This is a genomic window from Vibrio sp. 99-8-1 (assembly GCF_013114595.1).
Lineage (GTDB): Bacteria > Pseudomonadota > Gammaproteobacteria > Enterobacterales > Vibrionaceae > Vibrio.
Genome location: NZ_VTXE01000020.1, coordinates 48,540 through 67,483, shown reverse-complemented (window position 1 = coordinate 67,483; position 18,944 = coordinate 48,540). Strand labels below are relative to the sequence as shown.

At 42.0% G+C, this 18,944-nt stretch carries 14 protein-coding genes; 10 read left to right on the top strand and 4 right to left on the bottom strand.

The features are described from left to right. Positions 1-128 precede the first annotated feature (128 nt). From F0227_RS12830 to F0227_RS12810, 5 genes are all read left to right on the top strand, one after another. Positions 129-2,795, top strand: coding sequence for a GNAT family N-acetyltransferase (locus tag F0227_RS12830; protein WP_171753605.1), 2,667 nt, complete (start codon positions 129-131; stop codon positions 2,793-2,795). A 558-nt stretch (positions 2,796-3,353) separates the two neighbouring features. Then, complete coding sequence (locus F0227_RS12825) at positions 3,354-4,097, top strand: 5-oxoprolinase subunit PxpA (RefSeq protein ID WP_171753604.1); 744 nt, start codon at positions 3,354-3,356, stop codon at positions 4,095-4,097. A 7-nt stretch (positions 4,098-4,104) separates the two neighbouring features. After that, positions 4,105-4,809, top strand: coding sequence for an allophanate hydrolase subunit 1 (locus tag F0227_RS12820; RefSeq protein WP_171753603.1), 705 nt, complete (start codon positions 4,105-4,107; stop codon positions 4,807-4,809). Then, a complete protein-coding gene (locus tag F0227_RS12815) occupies positions 4,797-5,723 on the top strand; it encodes a biotin-dependent carboxyltransferase family protein (protein WP_171753602.1) in 927 nt (308 codons plus the stop codon). Before F0227_RS12820 ends, F0227_RS12815 begins: the two co-directional genes overlap by 13 nt. A gap of 682 nt (positions 5,724-6,405) precedes the next feature. Continuing rightward, positions 6,406-6,720 carry a hypothetical protein gene (locus F0227_RS12810; RefSeq protein WP_171753601.1) on the top strand — a complete coding sequence of 105 codons (315 nt, stop codon included), beginning with the start codon at positions 6,406-6,408 and terminating at the stop codon, positions 6,718-6,720. A gap of 102 nt (positions 6,721-6,822) precedes the next feature. Here the strand turns inward: F0227_RS12810 and F0227_RS12805 are convergent, their stop codons facing one another. Further along, complete coding sequence (locus F0227_RS12805; RefSeq protein WP_171753633.1) at positions 6,823-9,258, bottom strand: FtsX-like permease family protein; 2,436 nt, start codon at positions 9,256-9,258, stop codon at positions 6,823-6,825. A gap of 8 nt (positions 9,259-9,266) precedes the next feature. Continuing rightward, a complete protein-coding gene (locus F0227_RS12800) occupies positions 9,267-9,941 on the bottom strand; it encodes an ABC transporter ATP-binding protein (protein ID WP_171753600.1) in 675 nt (224 codons plus the stop codon). Between F0227_RS12800 and tesA the strand changes: the two genes are divergently transcribed. Both tesA and fabV read left to right on the top strand, forming a co-directional pair. Then, positions 9,940-10,539 (top strand): multifunctional acyl-CoA thioesterase I/protease I/lysophospholipase L1, encoded by a 600-nt coding sequence (tesA, locus tag F0227_RS12795; protein WP_171753599.1) that lies wholly within the window; start codon positions 9,940-9,942, stop codon positions 10,537-10,539. The two genes, F0227_RS12800 and tesA, sit on opposite strands and share 2 nt — an antisense overlap. Before the next feature lie 107 nt (positions 10,540-10,646). After that, positions 10,647-11,843, top strand: a complete 1,197-nt coding sequence (fabV, locus tag F0227_RS12790; RefSeq protein ID WP_171753598.1) for an enoyl-ACP reductase FabV — start codon at positions 10,647-10,649, stop codon at positions 11,841-11,843. Positions 11,844-11,909: 66 nt separating this feature from the next. On the opposite strand, the gene F0227_RS12785 is transcribed toward fabV, so the two are convergent. Next, positions 11,910-13,367: an aminoacyl-histidine dipeptidase gene (locus F0227_RS12785; RefSeq protein WP_171753597.1), complete on the bottom strand. Its 1,458-nt coding sequence runs from the start codon at positions 13,365-13,367 to the stop codon at positions 11,910-11,912. Between the two features lie 436 nt (positions 13,368-13,803). On the opposite strand from F0227_RS12785, the gene F0227_RS12780 reads away from it, so the two are divergent. From F0227_RS12780 to F0227_RS12770, 3 genes are all read left to right on the top strand, one after another. Next, the gene (locus tag F0227_RS12780; RefSeq protein WP_171753596.1) at positions 13,804-15,675 is read left to right on the top strand and encodes a bifunctional diguanylate cyclase/phosphodiesterase; all 1,872 of its coding nucleotides are present in this window, start codon (positions 13,804-13,806) and stop codon (positions 15,673-15,675) included. A 122-nt stretch (positions 15,676-15,797) separates the two neighbouring features. Further along, a complete protein-coding gene (locus F0227_RS12775; RefSeq protein ID WP_171753595.1) occupies positions 15,798-17,444 on the top strand; it encodes an ABC-ATPase domain-containing protein in 1,647 nt (548 codons plus the stop codon). 177 nt (positions 17,445-17,621) lie between these two features. Then, on the top strand, positions 17,622-18,227 hold the full coding sequence (locus tag F0227_RS12770) for a DUF2238 domain-containing protein (protein ID WP_171753594.1): 606 nt from the start codon (positions 17,622-17,624) through the stop codon (positions 18,225-18,227). Between the two features lie 43 nt (positions 18,228-18,270). Here the strand turns inward: F0227_RS12770 and F0227_RS12765 are convergent, their stop codons facing one another. Next, on the bottom strand, positions 18,271-18,921 hold the full coding sequence (locus F0227_RS12765; RefSeq protein WP_171753593.1) for an ATP-dependent zinc protease: 651 nt from the start codon (positions 18,919-18,921) through the stop codon (positions 18,271-18,273). Positions 18,922-18,944 lie beyond the last annotated feature (23 nt).

The following is an 18,944-nucleotide window of genomic DNA, read 5'->3' as shown; positions in this document are numbered from 1 at the left end:
CATTTAGAAAATATTGGTGTGAGCTAACACACGTTATAAAGCAAGATCCTTCGCTACCTTGTTCAAATCGCAAACAAAAATTTCATTATCGATTACTATTCAATAACAAGAGTATCGCTGAGGTATCTATGAATAATATCGCCAAACTGTTAAAGCCCACGTCAGTTGCAGTAATAGGTGCATCTAACCGTTCCTTTCGCGCCGGTGAAGTGGTAATGAAAAACCTATTGGCTGGTGAGTTCCAAGGGGCAATCATGCCCGTAACGCCAAAATATAAAGCCGTTTGCGGCGTATTAGCCTACAAAAATATCGACTCACTGCCAATCGTTCCAGATGTAGCCATCCTCTGTACTCACGCCAGTAGAAATAAAGAGATCTTTCTGCAACTAGCAGAAAAGAGAGTCTCATGCGCGATTGTATTGTCTTCAGATATGCACCTTGCGACTGAAAATGGAAAAACCGTCGAACAAGAGTGTTTAGAAATTGCAAAAGAACATGGAATACGAGTACTTGGTGCCAACAGTCTCGGTATCATTTTGCCATGGCAAAATTTTAATGCCTCTTTCTCTCCGGTTTCCGCATCCAAAGGCAACATCGCCTTTATTTCTCAATCTGCTGCCGTTTGCACAACTATTCTTGATTGGGCTAATGACAAAAACATCGGATTCTCTTCTTTTATCTCTATTGGTAACGGCAGTGATATTGATGTAGCGGAACTGCTGGATCACTTATGTACCGATAGCAAAACCAACGCCATACTTCTCTATATCGATTCAATCAAAGACGCTCGACGATTTATGTCCGCGGCACGGGCCGCCTCACGTAACCGACGTATCTTAGTACTAAAGGGGGGGAAAACTCACGCTGGTAGAGAAGCGGCCATACGCCACACAGGCGGCAGCGACACTCTAGACGTGATATACGACTCGGCAATCCGACGTACGGGAATGCTAAGAGTAAACAATACTCACGAACTGTTCGCAGCAGTAGAAACTCTCACTCACTCAGTTCCTTTGCGAGGAGAACGATTAGGCATAGTAACCAATGGCGGCGGCCCTTCTATTATGGCAGTGGACACACTACTGCAATGGGGTGGAAAGCTAGCCACGTTAAGTAACGAAACTATTGAATCATTAAATAGCAAACTGCCAGCCTCTTGGTCACAGAGTAACCCTATTGATATGGTTGGAGATGCCGACCAAAAGCGTTACGTCGATACGATAAACACGCTGTTAGACAGCGATGATGTTGATGCGCTATTAATCATGCACTCGCCTTCAGCCATCGCTCACTCAACAGAAACCGCGCAGGCCGTCATTGACTGCGTAAAAGCACATCCTCGCCATAAACGTTTTAACATTCTAACTAACTGGAGTGGAGAGAAAACGACCCGAGACGCCCGCTCGCTGTTTACGCAATCCGGCATTCCAACATATCGAACACCCGAAAGCGCCGTCGTGGCTTACATGCACCTAGTTGAATACAGAAGAAATCAAAAGCAATTGATGGAAACCCCGACTACGTCTGAGCAGATCGACGAATCCAGTGTAAAACTGGCACAAGAATGGGTAACAAAAAAAACCGGCGCCAATGAAGTCACACTAGACACACACCAGATCACACCACTATTGCAGCTATACAATTTTACCGTATTGGATACATGGATAGCGTATGAACCAAGTGAAGCTGTGCAGATTGCAGATCAAATCGGTTACCCTGTAGCGGTCAAATTACGCTCCCCTGATATCGCCCACAAGTCTGATGTTAACGGCGTTGTATTGAACCAACGTAACCCAGCCGAAGTGCAAAGTGCAGCGCAATCCATCCTAGATGGAGTGCAACTCAATTACCCCGCGGCATCTGTTAAAGGTCTGATAATTCAAGCCATGGCCAGCAGGGTTGGTACTTATGAGTTACGAGTAAAAATCAAAACCGATGAGATTTTCGGTCCTGTCATTATGCTAGGCGAAGGTGGTTCAGAATGGGACGAAAGTATAGATGCAGCCGTTGCCATTCTTCCTCTAAATATGGCACTCGCTCGCTATCTTATTATTCGCGCCATAAAGGGACACAAAATTCGTTCTCAGCAAGCGATGAACATCGATATTGATGAACTGTGTGAGTTTTTGGTTCGATTGTCACAGATGGTTATAGATAACCCACAAATTCATGAACTGGATATCCACCCGTTACTTGCGGTTGAAAAATCATTAACCGTATTAGACGCCGATCTCAAACTGCGTCCTTTTACCGGCGACGCCCATAAAAGACTCGCGATTCGCCCTTATCCGGTAGAGCTTGAAGAACACGTCACGCTCAAATCTGGCGAAGAGGTGTTACTAAGACCTATATTGCCGGAAGATGAACCCACCCACGCGACATTTTTAAGCCATGTGTCTAAGGAAGATCTCTATAAACGATTTTTCAGTGATGTCGGAGAGTTTAACCATGAAGCGTTAGCAAACTTAACTCAAATCGATTTTGACAGAGAAATCGCCTTTGTAGCCGTCACTCAGCAAGGAGAGATTCTTGGTGAATCCAGAGCGTTGATAGATCCTGAAAATATAGACGCAGAATTTGCCATATTGATCAGGTCAGATCATAAAGGGTGTGGTTTAGGTCGAATACTGATGGAACGTATTATTCGCTACTGTAAAAATAAAGGAACAAAGCAGATGTCTGGAATGACCATGCCAACCAACAGAGGTATGATCACACTTGCTCAAAAACTGGGCTTTGAACTAGAGATAGAGTTTGCAGATGGAACCGCAGATATGTTGTTACCTTTAAACTAGCCAACTCTGTGGCTAAATAGCTTGTTTACTTCAATATACGACAAAGGCCGCTAATGCGGCCTTTAAAGAATTTCTTCACTACGAAACACTGTCTTATCTAAATCAACATCTAGGCTTAAATAAATATCTCAATAAATAAATTTGCAATCAGCAGCCACTTGCTACTTTTTGCTCATCTCTTTTTTAACCATCACCGCTGCTGCAACAATAAATGTAATAATCAACACTAATTCCAAAATTAGATTCTCCCAAAAAGTATAAAATCAAAAGTCTTCTAGATCTTAACAGTGAGTGATAGAAACTAACAGTTAAATGTTGTTTTTTTGTACAAAAATAGATGTTAATCAATAACTGAGTAGATCAAATATTTAATATATGAATATTAGAAATTTCCGTTATTAGTTATTTATAACCGTCACTGCACACTTTTCCCACCAAGTTTTATCTATAACATTGATTAAAAATGAAAAATTGGCGATAGTGAAATAGAACTGCGCAATATGCCATACTGATAAACATTAGATGCTCTTTTTGATTAAATAAATAGGCGTTTTATAAATGGATACTGAAAAACTAACGCTAAATTGTGATATGGGTGAAAGTTATGGCATTTGGACTTTAGGTGCCGACAGTGACGTTATGCCATGGCTAGATATGGCCAATATAGCGTGCGGCTTTCACGCATCAGATCCATGCATAATGGCAGACACCATCAAACTAGCTTTGGCTCATAATGTTTCCATCGGTGCACATCCTAGTTATTACGATATACCCGGTTTTGGTCGCCGAAGCTTAAACTATACCGAGCAGCAAATAACTCACGCTGTGTTATACCAAGTTGGTGCACTAGACTCATTATGTCGGCTACACAACAGCAAGGTAGATTACATTAAGCCTCATGGCGCTCTTTATAATGACATGATGAAAGATCCCACTATTTTCACTGCCATTGTTAAAGCGGCCTCAATATATTCTATTCCCTTAATGATTCTCGCCACAAAAAATAACGCTTTTTATATTGATATCGCAGATCAATATAACGTCCCTATTTTGTTTGAGGCCTTTGCCGACCGAACGTATCAAGACACGGGCTTCTTAGCCGCAAGAAATCACCCTAAAGCGGTACTTAAAAACCCAGATGATATCTACTATCAAACCATGCAAATCGCAAAATATAGCAGCGTAACAACAATTTCAGGTCAAAAACTTGCCATTCAGGCCGATACCATATGTATACATGGTGATAACGACGCATCTATAGCGGTTGTACGTAAGCTAAAAGAAGCGTTAACAACGCGATGAGGTAAACATGCTATACGACAAAGTTTCTATTGAAGCGGTCTGCGAATCATCCATATTGATTCGATTTTCAGACCAAATACAGTCAGAACTTCCCCACTTTATTAATTTGGTGTCAGAGTTGATCTACGCTGATTATGCAAACAGCATAATGAATCTCACGCCATCTTATACAACTTTGCTGATTGACTACCTACCTTATCGAACTCCTGAAGAGGAGATGTTACTTGGGCTAGCTCATATCATTCACCAAGTTGACAACTATCAAAGCAACGTCGAATCCAAACTGATCACACTGCCCGTTTACTACCACGATGATGTAGCTCCCGATCTTGCCGGTTTACTAAAAGAAAAAAACATAACCAAGCAACAACTGATTAAGCTTCATACACAAACTAGCTACAAAGTCTGTGCTATTGGCTTTAGTCCAGGTTTTGGGTTTCTGTCAGGGTTGAACGAAACACTAGCAAAACCCCGTCTCGCGACGCCTAGGCTAAAAGTAATTAAAGGCAGTGTTGGTATTGCAGATAACCAAACCGCCGTGTACCCATCAGAAACACCGGGGGGATGGAACATCATTGGAAACTGCCCTACCTGTTTATTTGATGCCGATTCCGAAGAGCTCTCTCCGCTACGCATTGGCGATACGGTTCAGTTTGAAGCGATAGAGAGAGAACAATTTTTGCAGCTGGGAGGTCAACTATGGCACGTTTGATTGTACACAAACCCGGCCAACTCAGTTTAATCCAAGATTTTGGGCGCTATGGCATCGCCCCATTGGGGGTGACTCAAGGTGGTCCACTGGATGAATATGCGTATTGCTGGTCAAATTACTTGCTTGGTAATCGACCTAACTGTTCAACAATCGAAATTACCTTGGGTCAGGCAGAGTTTGAGTTTAGTGAAAACTGTATGTTGGCAATTTGTGGCGGAGATTTACAAGCAAAATTGGATGACAAACCTGTCACCAATTGGAGCTCTTTTTATGCTTATAAAGGACAAAAGTTAACATTTGGTCTGCCAATTAATGGATTACGTGCATACTTAGCGGTATCCGGCGGATTTGAAGTACCAGATCACTTAGGAAGCAGTGCAACGGTTATAAGAGAACAACTTGGTGGCTTACATCAAGATGGTTCCGCACTCGCGGCCGGTGATGAGATTTCTTATAGTAAAACCAAACATAAACAACAAAGCCAACAACTCACCTTTCGCTTTACTCCAGACTATAATCTGCCCCTTAGATTACGGGTTTTAGAGTCATACCAAGCAAATCAGTTTGCCAAAGATCAAAAACGGGCATTCTACAACCAAATATATCGCGTGGGGCCATCTTGCGATCGTATGGGCTACCGATTAGATGGTAAACCCATCACGCCCCCTTCTAATGGCGTGATTTCGGAAGGAATCGCACTCGGCTCTATTCAGATACCACCAGACGGCCAACCCATCGTTTTGTTAAACGATAGGCAAACATTGGGTGGATATCCGAAGATTGGCGTACTGGCCCGTATCGATCATCCAAGATTAGCACAGGCCAAGCCGGGGCAAGAGATCAAGTTTATCCGTGGTAACAGACGCCACTTACAAGATATATGGTGTTCATGGGCGCGTCGTTTTGGTTACTAAACCATGATTAAATAGATCTTGCGGGTGATGATTTATGCGTCACCTTGTGCTCGTATGTTTTAAAAAAGCTAACTTAGAAACGTTAGCTTTTTTTACAACTACATAGCAGCAACAGAATTAATTGTCTTTGCCATAGATAGTTACACTTCCGCGTCGTCATTTTGTTGAGTTTAATCGCTGGCATTATGTTCTGATATTTGTATAAAAAAAACATAGAAATATTGCATAAAAATACTTGACTCATTTTACTCATAAGTTTGAAAAATGGCTTTTGTGTATAACCAAAATCCCGCAGAAGAAGAGTAGCGCGGTGTACAGAATAGCACGTAAATATAGCAAGAAAGTTATCCCAAACTTTATCCACCGAAATTGTGGATAACTCGCACTCCTCACTGTATAACCTCAAAAAGTAAAAACGGTTTTCCCGTTAGTTGTTCTTACTCACTCAACGTATAACCCCACATAAATAAAGGTATATATGTCGTTTATACCACTAGAATCCTTAACAGTTATTGATAATTGTGTTTGTTATTGAATTAGCAGAATATAGTTTCAGGGAGGTTTGTTGCTCACTTATATTAACTTTTCATTATATTGCTTAAAGTATGATCTAGCTAACACCACAAACTGGCTTCATGAGCTAATAATTGTAGTCAGGCTTATAGAACATGGACGTAGTAAGATGAATGTAGCAATTGAGATTGATTATCTGTTTCAAGGTAAACCTTTTAAGCTAACAACAGACAGTGAACAGTTAGGCGTTACCTACCTTGATCCTCTCGATCAAACCACTTACGTAAGACAAGTCATCGATCTATTGATAGAAACACATTATCAAGACAATGACAGTGTAGCCGTAAATGTAGGCACTATTCGTGCTGTGGTAAATGGAGATACCAAACCCAATGCCTACACGAACTCCGAGTACGCTCACTTGTTTAATTTAGAACAAGTTATTGTCCATATCCAAGGTTACTGCTTCCCTCTCGCGGCGTAGTTTTCGCTACAGGGAGAGATTCCGCAACAATGATAGACGGTCACCACTATCTAAGTTGTACAACCAACAGTTATACAACTTAAACAGTCATTATAAGAGGCGCTATTCAGTGCCTCTTATTGGCTTAAGCAAGCGTCCTAACATGGTGCTTACCACCAGCGCCAACACCACAAATGCAATGACGGGTAGAGATATCCATAAATAACCATGCAGCTGACTCTGTAAATCGAAGCCCATGGTCATAATACTGTTGACGCTCAGTTCCGCTCCCATACTTGCCACTAAACCCGCCGTTGCCGCCATTAAGCCATACTCACTCCAAATAGTCGCAGTAATACGTTTACGCGACGCTCCGAGAGTTCGATATAAACGAATCTCATCTTGTCTTTGCGATAAGCTTAAACGAAGTAGCGTAAATATTAGCAACACGCCCGCGACAACGCCTAACCCAGCGAGCACTGTAATTGACCAAATTATTTGAGTAAGTAAACCCCGAATCTTATCCCCCATGGCTCGAATATCCATCAAGCTCACGGTAGGAAAATCTCTTGATAGCTGATTAAGAAAATCACTTTGATTATCGTCTACACGAAAACTAACCATCCAGTTGGCAGGTAGTTTCTCTAACACGTCCGGTGTAAAAATGAAGTAGAAGTTTGGTTTCATCTCTCTCCATTCTACTTCTCTAATGCTATTAACTTCGGCGCTAAACTCTTGGCTGTTAACGACAAATCCAAGCGTATCACCAACCTTAATATTTAGCTCTTGAGCAACTTCAGATTCAACAGATACCCCATTGGTTTCGCTCCAACTTCCCGAGATAATCGGATTTCTGTCCGGAATCGAATTTGACCAAGTAAAGTTAAGCTCGCGACTTAACGAATCGCTCTCTTTGTCGATATCTGGTTGCGATTTAGCGTCTTGACCATTAATTTTCGCAAGTCGTCCACGAATAATGGGATACGCTTCCGACCGTTCAAGGTTTTTATTATCGATAACTTGTAGATACTGCTCCTGCTGATAAGGCGCAATATTAATTGCAAATACATTGGGTGCATCTTCAGGAATGGTCTGTTGCCAATCTTGAAGTAAATCAGAACGGACGAGCCATATCACCGCTAATAACATCAAAGATATCGCTAGCGAACCAAACTGAAAAATACTGGCAAGCGATGATCGTCTAATTCGGCTCACCGCTAGCTTCATTGATGTGTTCAGCGGCAAGTAATTAATCAAACGTATAATTAAAATACTCACCAGCCCAAGAAGCAAAAATAAGCCAATGATTCCACCAAGAACAATCCAGACTAAGGTATTTTCCCGATAGGCGATCAACATCGGAACCAGAGGAACCAGAATAAGAAGAAATGATGTCCACTTCTTTTTCTGCTGTTGCGGCTGCATAACATTAACCGCAGAGGTATTTATTAAACTCAGCAAAGGAATGCCCAGAGCTGGAACACCAATCAATAAACAACTGGCAATAGCGGTAATCGCAGGTGTAATTCCATATCCCGGTAGAGGATCCGGTAATAAGTCGGTTAATGGGATGCGCAGTAGCACTTCTAGTGATACACCAAAGAGCAAACCAAAAGAGACACCGATAACAAACAGCAAGATAATCTGAATGGATAGCCATCTGATCAACCAAGATTTACTGGCACCTAGGCTTTTCAACATAGCGACTGTTTTACGTCTGCCGGTAACATAATTTTGGCAGGTTAAAACTAAGGTAGTTGCAGCCATAATGATCACTATAGCCACAGTAAGTGACAGATATTGTGTTGTTCTTTGGAACATATCATTGCTGCGAGACCCGCTATCTTGATCACGCCACCTATCGCTAGGTGTTAACTCCACACTCTCTTTTACTTTCTGCAGAGCTTCCTGCTCGCCAGTTAAAAACAGGCTAAATCTAACTCGACTTCCTAACCTTAACGCACCGGTTTTCTCGATATCAGAGTTGTGAATCATCACCGTTGGCATTTGCTGAAACGGATTAAAACTGATGCCCGGTTCTTGCGCTATTTTGCCAGAAACAACGAAATCCGCATCGCCTATAGTGACAACGTCACCGTTAGTTATATCCAAAAGTGCAAAAACCCTTTCGTCCAACCACAATTCACCGGGCTTTATACTACGACTGGTTGAATCGGTACTCTCTAACAGCAATTCACCTCGTAATGGAAAGCTACTTTGTACCGCTTTTACGGTCACTAACTGCATTTGCTGATCACTGAAGGCCATCGTAGCGAAACGAGTCATTGTGGATTGTTCTAATGAGTTCTCCGAAGAGACAGTATCGAGCAGCACAGGAGGAACAGGATTAGAAGAGACATAAACCAAATCGGCAGTCAGCGCGTCTTTACCCTGCTTTAGCACTACCTGCTCCATTCTTTCTGCAAGCGCCGTTAAGGCAAATACACAGGCAATAATCAGGGTTAAAGCAATAGAGATAGGCCAAAGCTGCCCGTGTCTAATCTCTTCAATACTCCACTTAAACAGTCGCTGGTTAACGGTTGAACCAGACGCATTTATCGCATCCATTATTTAACCTCCAAATGACCAGCTTGCATATGTATGGTTCTATGGCAGCGAGAAGCTAACTCCGTATCATGAGTAACCAAAACTAATGTCGTTCCATGGACACTATTTAGCTCAAACAGCAGCTCAATAATTTTCGACGCGGTTTGCTGATCAAGATTACCCGTTGGCTCATCAGCAAATAGTATCTTAGGTTTGATCATAAAGGCCCGAGCAAGTGCGACCCTCTGTTGTTCCCCACCTGATAATTGCGAAGGTAAATGATCTATACGGTGAGAAAGCCCAACTGATTCCAGCAGCTCTTTCGCTCTCTCAACATCTTCTTTATCGCCCTTTAACAGGCAAGGTAGAGTGACGTTCTCTATCGCGGTTAAGCTGGGAATCAATAAAAAACTTTGGAATACAAAACCAACCGAATCACTTCTAATGGCCGCTCTCTGCTCGTCGTTGAGTGACGAAATTGATTTACCAAGCAGATGTACTTCGCCTGATGTCGGAGTGTCCAACCCGGCTAACAGTGTCATTAATGTAGACTTGCCTGCACCTGATGAGCCGACAATCGCCACCGTCTCACCTTGGTTAATTTCTAAATTTACATCATCAAGGATTGTTAAATGCTCTTGATTAGTAGAGACTACTTTTGCTAATGAACTCGCTTTGATAATAGGACTAGGCATGACTCGATTTATTTCCTTTATAATCATTTTATTTTCTTATACTGCAAGTAGTAACACATTATTGGTGTTAGGTGATAGTTTAAGTGCCGGCTACCAAATGCCAGCAACGAGTGCTTGGCCAAATTTGTTAGCGAAAGATCTTGAGCAAAAAGGTTTCGACTACACAGTCATTAACGCCAGTATTTCTGGGGATACCACTGGAAATGGACTAGATAGATTACCCGATCTACTTAAACAACATGAACCTACATGGGTACTGATTGAACTTGGAGCCAATGATGGCTTAAGAGGTTTTCACCCCAACCTTATCAACAAAAACCTGCAACAGATCATAACTATTAGTCAACAAGCCGAGGCAAAAGTTGCGTTAATGCAGATTCAGGTGCCACCAAATTACGGTAAACGTTACAGCCAAGCTTTTAGTAACATCTACCCTAAACTGGCTAATGAATATCAACTGCCACTACTTCCTTTCTTTTTAGAACAGATAATACTTAAAGACGAATGGATGAAACAAGACGGGCTCCATCCTGAAGAAGTCGCTCAACCTTGGATTGCTTCCTATGTTGCAGACAATTTGTCTCTTTATTTGGATTGACAGAGAAATAACGGTTTAGTCGTAAAAAAATGCCCTAGCGCAAAGAGTTAGCTCACTATTACTTATATATTGAGCTAACTTATTGTAATAGAAGGATCATTAACGTAATGATTATAGAGCCGATAATTCAGGGCGTTATAGCCAAAAGCGCGCATCCACAGGGATGTAAAGCTGCCGTTCAAAGCCAAATTGATTACGTAAAATCAGCCAAACCTATTACTAATGGTCCTAAACGAATACTCATACTTGGCGCATCATCCGGTTTCGGCCTTGCTGCTCGTATCGCCGCGACGTTTGGTGGAAGCGAAGCAGATACCATCGGTGTCTCTTTTGAACGCGGCCCATCCGATAAAGGTGTAGGAAGCGCGGGTTGGTACAACAATATTTACTTTAAAGAGAAAGCTGAAGCCGCCGGAAGAACCGCAATTAACATTGTTGGCGACGCGTTTTCAAAACAAGTTAGAGAAAGTGTTGTTGAAGCGATCGAGACCTACTTTGAAGGTGAAGTCGACCTTATCATTTATAGCTTAGCAACAGGTATAAGACCAAAGCCAAATGGTGAAGGCGTATGGCGTTCGGCAATTAAAACCATTGGTGAGCCAGTATCCGGCGCGACCATTTTGCTAGAAGATAATAGCTGGCAAGATACTCAAGTGACCCCCGCTACAGCACAAGAGATCGATGACACAATAAAAGTGATGGGAGGTGGAGACTGGGAAGAGTGGATAGACACATTAATCAACTCAGACTCTGTCGCACAAGGCTGTCAAACTATTGCATTTTCTTACATTGGTCCACAAGCTACCTATCCTATATATCACGAGGGCACATTGGGTAGAGCAAAGGTTGACTTGCACCAAACCAGTCACTCTCTCAACTTAAAGCTAGCAAAGTTTGGCGGTGGCGCTTACGCGACGGTATGTAAAGCGTTAGTGACCAAAGCCAGCGTTTATATTCCCGCCTTTACCCCATATATTCTCGCGTTATACAAAGTGATGAAGAAAAAGGGAACCCATGAAAACTGCATTCAACAGATGCAGCGACTGTTTGCCGACAAGTTATGCCAAGACGTCGTTCCAGTTGACGGTCAACGGCTGCTGAGGATGGACGAATACGAATTGGATGCCAATACTCAGCGAGAAGTAAAAACCATTATGGCCCATATGGATAGCAACAACTTTAAACAAGTTGGTGATTACCTAGGTTATAAAAATGAGTTTTTGCAGCTTAATGGTTTTGGTTTAGACGGCGTAAATTATGATGAACCTGTTGATATCGAGACGTTAAAGAAACTTCAGCCTTAGTTTTTCACTTACATAAAAAAGCGCCACTTAGTTTTTCTAAGTGGTGCTTTTTATTATGTTTTACTATTAATCCGATGCTAAGCTAGCCACCAATAAACGATAAAAACTGTCCACACTACTAACGTGAACTTTTTCATCTGGAGAGTGTGGGTGTTCGATAATCGGACCAATGGATACCATATCCGCTCCACCTAATGCCGAACCAATAATCCCGCATTCCAATGCCGCATGAATCACTTCAACTTTTGGAGCTTTACCGTTTATGGCACGATACTTCTCAATCATAGAATCAAGCAGTTTTGACTTAGGCTCAGGTTTCCAGCCCGGAAACAGACCTCTTCGAGTTACTTTTGCACCAGACAACTCAAAGTGCCCAGCAATCCTTTCACCAGCATTAACGGTTGCAGAGTCAACCAAACTACGGATAAAACAATCCGCTGTCATTTTGCCTTTCTCTAGTCGGTAAACACCCAAGTTACTGGATGTTTCAACGACAGATTCAAAATCATCACTATTACGATGAACGCCATTAATACATCCGTGCAAGGCTTTAATGATCTGTTCTTGTTGTTGCTTATCCATCACAGGATCCGTTGACTCTGTTGCTACTAAGTCAAACTTCACATCGGGTTCTACACTTCTAAACTCACTTTGAATGTCACTAACCACAGATAAAAACTGATTGCTAAAAGGTTGTAACTGATCACTAGCAATAGCAAATACTGCTTCTGCGCTACGTGGAATGGCATTATCCACCGTCCCGCCGTTTAAACTGATAAGGCGTAGCTTAAATTGCTGCAGCAATCGAATAACGCGTGCCATTAGTAATATTGCATTGCCTCTTTGCAGATGAATATCACAGCCTGAATGCCCGCCTTTTAGTCCGGAGATAGTAATTTTTTGTATCTGGTGTCCGTCCGGTACAACATCCGTTTTATACTCGTGCTCAATATCTAGGTTAATCCCTCCAGCGCACCCTACCGTTAAGGTTTCACTATCTTCCGAATCAATATTGATCAGGCGTCTGCCTTTTAATAAAGTCGCATCGACTTCCATAGCGCCAGCCATAGTTGTCTCTTCTTCTACGGTAAATAAAGCCTCTAACGCCCCATGACTCAACGAATTATCTTCAAGTATGGCAAGTGTTGCCGCGACACCAATGCCATCATCAGCCCCTAAGGTGGTGCCATCCGCTCTTATCCAATCACCATCTCGAACAAAACTGATCGCATCTTTAGTAAAGTCGTGCTGACTCAAATCGTTTTTCTCATTGACCATATCAACATGGCTTTGCAGTATAGTCACTGGGCTCTCTTCGCGACCTTGAGACGCAGCTTTGTATATCACAATGTTGCCAATGGTATCGGTTTTCCATTCAAGGCTATTGTCATTGGCAAAATCAATCAACAATTGACGAATACCCGCTTCATTGCCAGATCCACGAGGGACTTGGCTTATGGCGTGAAAATGCTTCCATACGGAATAGGCATAGGATTGATTTAATGTGTCGATGACTGCACTCATTACATGTCCTTTATATTGTTACTATTTATTGCTGAGATTACATTGCTGAAAATAAATAGTTGATTCGATGATAAGGCAGCACCTTACCACATCACCAATTAGCATAATGTTATATTAGTAGTATTTATGACGATAGTTATAACCACAAAATCAGCATATCAAAGAGATAAGCAAAGATAACACTATAGATTAAGACAATAATATTCTTCAACCAATTAAGTAGTGATGTGCAATTAGACTCTATTAGCAGTAAATTACAATGGTATCAATAGCAGAGGAGATTATTTGCAGATAAGGCCAACCAACTCCCAATCTTGGCTACAACTCCCTTCTATACACTGACATTACGAAATTTAAGCATATACTAATGTTAATAGCAGTATAACGTTATGTCATTATCTGCTGCCATTCCCATATGCACATGGATAGGTGCTTTATGACGATTGTGAATACCACATTAATAGAAATACCAAACGAGGCTGTCGACCACTGGCAGCGCTTTGTTAACACCTTAGTTGGAATTGCTCAGGCCGACTGTGCGCTTATTGTCCGTTATATCAAGGATACGGAAAATAGACTTATCTGCATTAGCGCCAACCACCCAGATCAATATAGGGTCGGCATGGCCAACGCCACCGACTTTTGCAATACAGCGTGTCGCAAAAAAGAGCGAGTCACCTTTACTAGCCCTGCTCTTTCGCCTTCTAATGGCATTAGTGCCTATTTAGGAGAACCTGTTTATTGGCCTGATGGTTCATTATTTGGTGTACTCAGTCTACTCCGCACCAACGGTGACAAAAATACAGCCAATGGGGCTAACACTTTTGATCCATTAACCGTCGAAAGCTTACATTGTTTTAAGAACTCCATAGAGAGCTATCTAACAACCATCTTTCAAAACAATAAATGGACCAGACTGAACGATCAGCTCAAACAGAGAATCAACAAACGCACAACGGATTTGGCAACGCTTAATTACTCATTGACGTCTGAGATCGAAAAACGCAAAGCCATTGAACAGCGGCTCAACTATCAAACCAACCATGATCTTTCCACTGGTTTCTTAAATCACCTTTCTCTTACCAAAGGCACAGAACAGCTATTAGTAGACACCAAGGTATCCTCAACCCATCTTATTGTGTTCCATATCATTTTTACTAATGGTAAGAAGATTCAGGAACGATTTGGCGAACAGTCTCTTAGCCACTTACTCAAAGAGTTTCGTCAGCGAATAGGTGACATTGATAGTATTGTGTCAATGACAGCGAGAACCAGCATAGCCAATATGGTTATCGCGGTTCAAACAACCGAGTTAAATACGTTTATCGATGAGCTCAGTCATCACATTATGGACACAACACACACAGAATTCGTCATTGGTGAAGAGAAGATCCATCTGCACGCTTTTGTAGGGGTAGCAACCAGTCACAATAGCGACGATGCTAACCAGCTGTTATTTTATGCAAATGAAGCGGCTTTCTCTTGTAAAGAGACAGGACAATGCTACAGCTATTACTCTCATGAAGACAACCAACAACAGCAACACAAAAACGAAATAGAAAGCTACTTGCTTCAAGCCGTTCGTAACGACGATCTCACTCTCTATTTTCAACCAAAAGTTGAACTAAAATCAGGCAACTGGATTGGTGCCGAAGCCTTGATTCGCTGGAACCACCCTATTCTTGGCAATGTATCCAACGAGAACCTCATTCAAATGGCAGAGCAAAACGGCTTAATTTTTGAAGTGGGTAATTTTGTGCTTCGCTCCGCAATTGAACACGCATCGCAATGGGCATCTCAGCTTAAGAACTTCAAAATTGCCGTCAACGTATCGTCGATACAATTGAAGAACCAACACTTTTTCGATCATCTTCAGCACCTTTTGCAGAGCTACCACTTTCCACCAAGTTGCCTAGAAATAGAGATCACAGAAAGCTGTTTAATTTCCAATGAACATCTTGCCAAACAAACCTTAACCAAACTGCATCAACTTGGCGTTACCTTGTCTCTGGATGATTTTGGTACAGGATATGCTTCTTTCAGTTACTTAAAATCTTATCCGTTTAACTGCATTAAAATTGATAAAAGCTTTATCCAAAACATCAATAACAATCAAGATGACAAAGAAATCGTTCACTCCATCGTTCAAATCGCCAAACGGCTCGACCTTAACGTCACGATTGAAGGCATAGAAGATCTCGACCAAGAGCGTTTTGTCATTAATGAAGGGTGTGATTACGCGCAGGGGTACTTATACGGTAAACCAATGACAGGTAAAGAGTTTGAAAACTGCATTCAAGGAGGCTAAAGCCAATAGTGCTTAGCCTTAGAAGTAATTTTGCTATATTGAACAAGGTTTTTTATAATCGCCGCCTTAATATCGAATAACATTGGACCCGCCAATGTTACCAAAGAGAAGTACGATTATTTATGGATCACCTAGTCTCAAAACTAAAGAAACTCGAAAAGCAAAACTACCGCGCTTATCAAACCATTAAAGGTCAATATGATTTTGAAGACTACCAACTGTACATAGACCATGTTCAAGGTGACCCCTACGCGAGTGCATCACGCTTACGCGCCACTCGTGCTTGGTCTTTAACAGGCTTAGATTGGCTACAACAACGTTCTGAAACTTACCAGATTGCCGCTCGCGACTTTATTGCTCGTACATTTTCTGATTTCGCCAAACAAGACAATAACCTGACCATAGCTACAACCGGTCAAACGGTTTTAGATAACAGCGCCGTACTGTTTACCGAACACGGCATTGAGTTAAGGTTTCGTGTCAATCTGCCTGCCGAAGGGCGTAATATTTTGGCTAAGAAAGCGCTGAATATTCTTACCTTTCACTTGCCTAAAATGATCCGAAAATCAACCATTGAACGCGAGCTAGATAAAGAGGCGTTGATTAGCCACTGCGAAACTATCGAAAATCAACACGCACTACGCGAGCAACTAAACCAACAGAACCTAACGGCATTTGTGAGCAATGGCAGCATACTACCAAGATCCGCCGGTAACTGTGACCTTCCAATGAAAGACGCTGTCGCGTTTCAATCCCCTAAAGAATTAGAGGTAGAGTTAGAGACACCCAATAATGGCAAGGTCAAAGGAATGGGCATTGCCAAAGGCATCACGGTTATCGTTGGTGGTGGCTTTCACGGTAAATCAACGCTACTGAACGCGATTGAACGCTCCATATACAACCATATTCCGGGAGATGGCCGAGAAGGCATCGTCACCAATCACGATGCAATGAAAATACGAGCAGAAGATGGCCGTTGTGTTCATGCATTAAACCTCTCCAACTATATTAATCATCTGCCGCAAAATAAGAGTACTGAGTCTTTTTCTACTCAAGATGCTTCTGGTTCGACATCGCAAGCTGCATGGTTACAAGAGTCAGTGGAATCAGGGGTGAGCACTATTCTTATTGATGAAGATACCTCTGCCACCAACTTTATGATCCGTGATGAGCGCATGCAAGCGCTTGTTAATAAAGGCGATGAGCCAATCACCCCTTTAGTTGATCGCATTGATCAGCTAAGAGATCAGCAAGGGATCTCAACGATCATTGTTATGGGTGGCTCTGGTGATTACCTAGATGTGGCTGATACTGTTATCCAGATGCATGACTATCAAGCGGTTGATGTATCAGAAAAAGCTCAAGAAATTATCAAGCTTCACCCTAGCCAAAGGGTGCATGAAAATCGCGACGCTTTCCAAACAATTCAATCTCGCTCGCTTAATGCCGCAGCATTGCAAAAGATTCTGGCTGATGGCAAGTTTCGAGTTTCAGCAAAAGGCCTCACCTCTCTTCGCTTCGGCAAAGAATTTGTTGACCTAACAGCGTTGGAACAGCTTGAATCCTCCAATCAGGTTAACGCCATTGGCTGGCTGTGGTTTCAACTGGCTCAGCAACCGGGATGGTGTAACGATCCAGCAGAAGCAATTAAGTCACTTTTACAAGGCGATTGGAAAGCGACAATGCCAGCGTACGGTGATTTAGCTAAACCAAGAACCATTGATGTGATGGCGACATTAAACCGGATGAGAAAAGCGCAGTTCCGCTAGTCGCTTATCTAAGTTAACGAAAGCTCTCTACTATTTAGAATTGCATCTATAGCTTTGTTTTATATACAGAATTGTTTTGTATATTGATAACATTTGCTTATGGATTGCAATTTTTCGTCCTTAATTGTACAGTGTTCATAATTATACCGTATAAAATATGTTTATGAGAGTATCCCTATGTCAGCATCAATAAAACCCTTAACTGGCACCGTTAAACTTTTAACCGCTCTCTATGGGTTAGTGTTACTGTTTTCCGCTGTTGACCCTTTGTCCAGAGCCGTTTGGTTTGCTGAGATTATTCCTGCGGTTTTAATACTGGCAGGCATACTTCTACTGTCAGCTAAATTTAGTTTTAGCCGCACTGCATACGTTATGATGTTTATTTGGCTGGTGTTGCACACCATAGGATCTAAGTACACTTTTGCAGAAGTTCCCTTTGATTGGTTTAACCAACTGATTGGCTCAGAGAGAAACAATTTTGACCGCGTAGCCCACTTCTCTATCGGACTTTACGCTTTCCCAATTGCTGAGTTTCTCTATAAAAACGGTCACAGCAACAAGTTGCTCTCTGCACTGTTTGGACTGTTTGCAATGATGAGTGTTGCCGCGGGGTACGAGATCATCGAATGGTGGTATGCGGCTATTGCCGGAGGAGATGAAGGCATCGCTTTTCTTGGTTCTCAGGGAGATATATGGGATGCACAAAAAGACATGCTTTGTGACACATTAGGCGCGATAGTTTCATTGATAGTGTTCGCCATCAAATACAAACAGCCCCAATAGATAAAATAATCCCCGCTAAGTCATACGCTTAACGGGGATATCACTATTTCTTTTTCGGTTGTACAAATTTACGGCCAATATCCACCAGCGCCACATCACGGAAGAAACTTCTTCCTAAAAGAACAGGAAATTCTAAGTGATTCCTATCCGATAGAGTGAAATCCGCTTTATCTTTAAGATCGCCAATTTCTATCCAGGCGGTTACCACTGGACGCTTCTGTATCTCTTCCGATCCGGACTGCTTTACTTTAGCCCAACGCAAAATTGGCAAACTGATTTCATTCGATGAAATATTGTCATGCTCAATTTTAAATTTCACCCAGTCTTTACCATCACGTTCAAAGCGAACAATATCTACTGCGCTAATAGAAGATGTGGTTGCACCTGTGTCCACTCTGGCTTTAAAACTTTTATCCAACCCAGGGATAAAGACCCACTCTTGTTCACCTAAAATCAACTTACCATCTGCTGTTTTAGTCGGAAGTGGCTGCGGTTTTTGTTCAGGTTTCTCTTCAACCACTTCAACTGGCTTTTCTACAACAACGTCAGGTTCAGGATTTACTACTGGTTGCTCTGTTTTAACTTCAGTCGCAGGCTTTTGATCTACAGTTGAGTCAGTTTGAACACTGGTTGTAGAACACGCCACCAAAGAAAAACAAAACAGTACCGATATTGTCGATTTATAACTGATCATAAATACTCCTAAGCCATTTTTAT

Excerpts from the sequence above, each read along its gene's own strand:
- F0227_RS12830 (WP_171753605.1), top strand. The coding sequence starts at position 129 with ATGAATAATATCGCCAAACTGTTAAAGCCCACGTCAGTTGCAGTAATA.
- F0227_RS12825 (WP_171753604.1), top strand. The coding sequence starts at position 3,354 with ATGGATACTGAAAAACTAACGCTAAATTGTGATATGGGTGAAAGTTAT.
- F0227_RS12820 (WP_171753603.1), top strand. The coding sequence starts at position 4,105 with ATGCTATACGACAAAGTTTCTATTGAAGCGGTCTGCGAATCATCCATA.
- F0227_RS12815 (WP_171753602.1), top strand. The coding sequence starts at position 4,797 with ATGGCACGTTTGATTGTACACAAACCCGGCCAACTCAGTTTAATCCAA.
- F0227_RS12810 (WP_171753601.1), top strand. The coding sequence starts at position 6,406 with ATGAATGTAGCAATTGAGATTGATTATCTGTTTCAAGGTAAACCTTTT.
- tesA (WP_171753599.1), top strand. The coding sequence starts at position 9,940 with ATGACTCGATTTATTTCCTTTATAATCATTTTATTTTCTTATACTGCA.
- F0227_RS12800 (WP_171753600.1), bottom strand. The coding sequence starts at position 9,941 with ATGCCTAGTCCTATTATCAAAGCGAGTTCATTAGCAAAAGTAGTCTCT.
- fabV (WP_171753598.1), top strand. The coding sequence starts at position 10,647 with ATGATTATAGAGCCGATAATTCAGGGCGTTATAGCCAAAAGCGCGCAT.
- F0227_RS12785 (WP_171753597.1), bottom strand. The coding sequence starts at position 13,367 with ATGAGTGCAGTCATCGACACATTAAATCAATCCTATGCCTATTCCGTA.
- F0227_RS12780 (WP_171753596.1), top strand. The coding sequence starts at position 13,804 with ATGACGATTGTGAATACCACATTAATAGAAATACCAAACGAGGCTGTC.
- F0227_RS12775 (WP_171753595.1), top strand. The coding sequence starts at position 15,798 with ATGGATCACCTAGTCTCAAAACTAAAGAAACTCGAAAAGCAAAACTAC.
- F0227_RS12770 (WP_171753594.1), top strand. The coding sequence starts at position 17,622 with ATGTCAGCATCAATAAAACCCTTAACTGGCACCGTTAAACTTTTAACC.
- F0227_RS12765 (WP_171753593.1), bottom strand. The coding sequence starts at position 18,921 with ATGATCAGTTATAAATCGACAATATCGGTACTGTTTTGTTTTTCTTTG.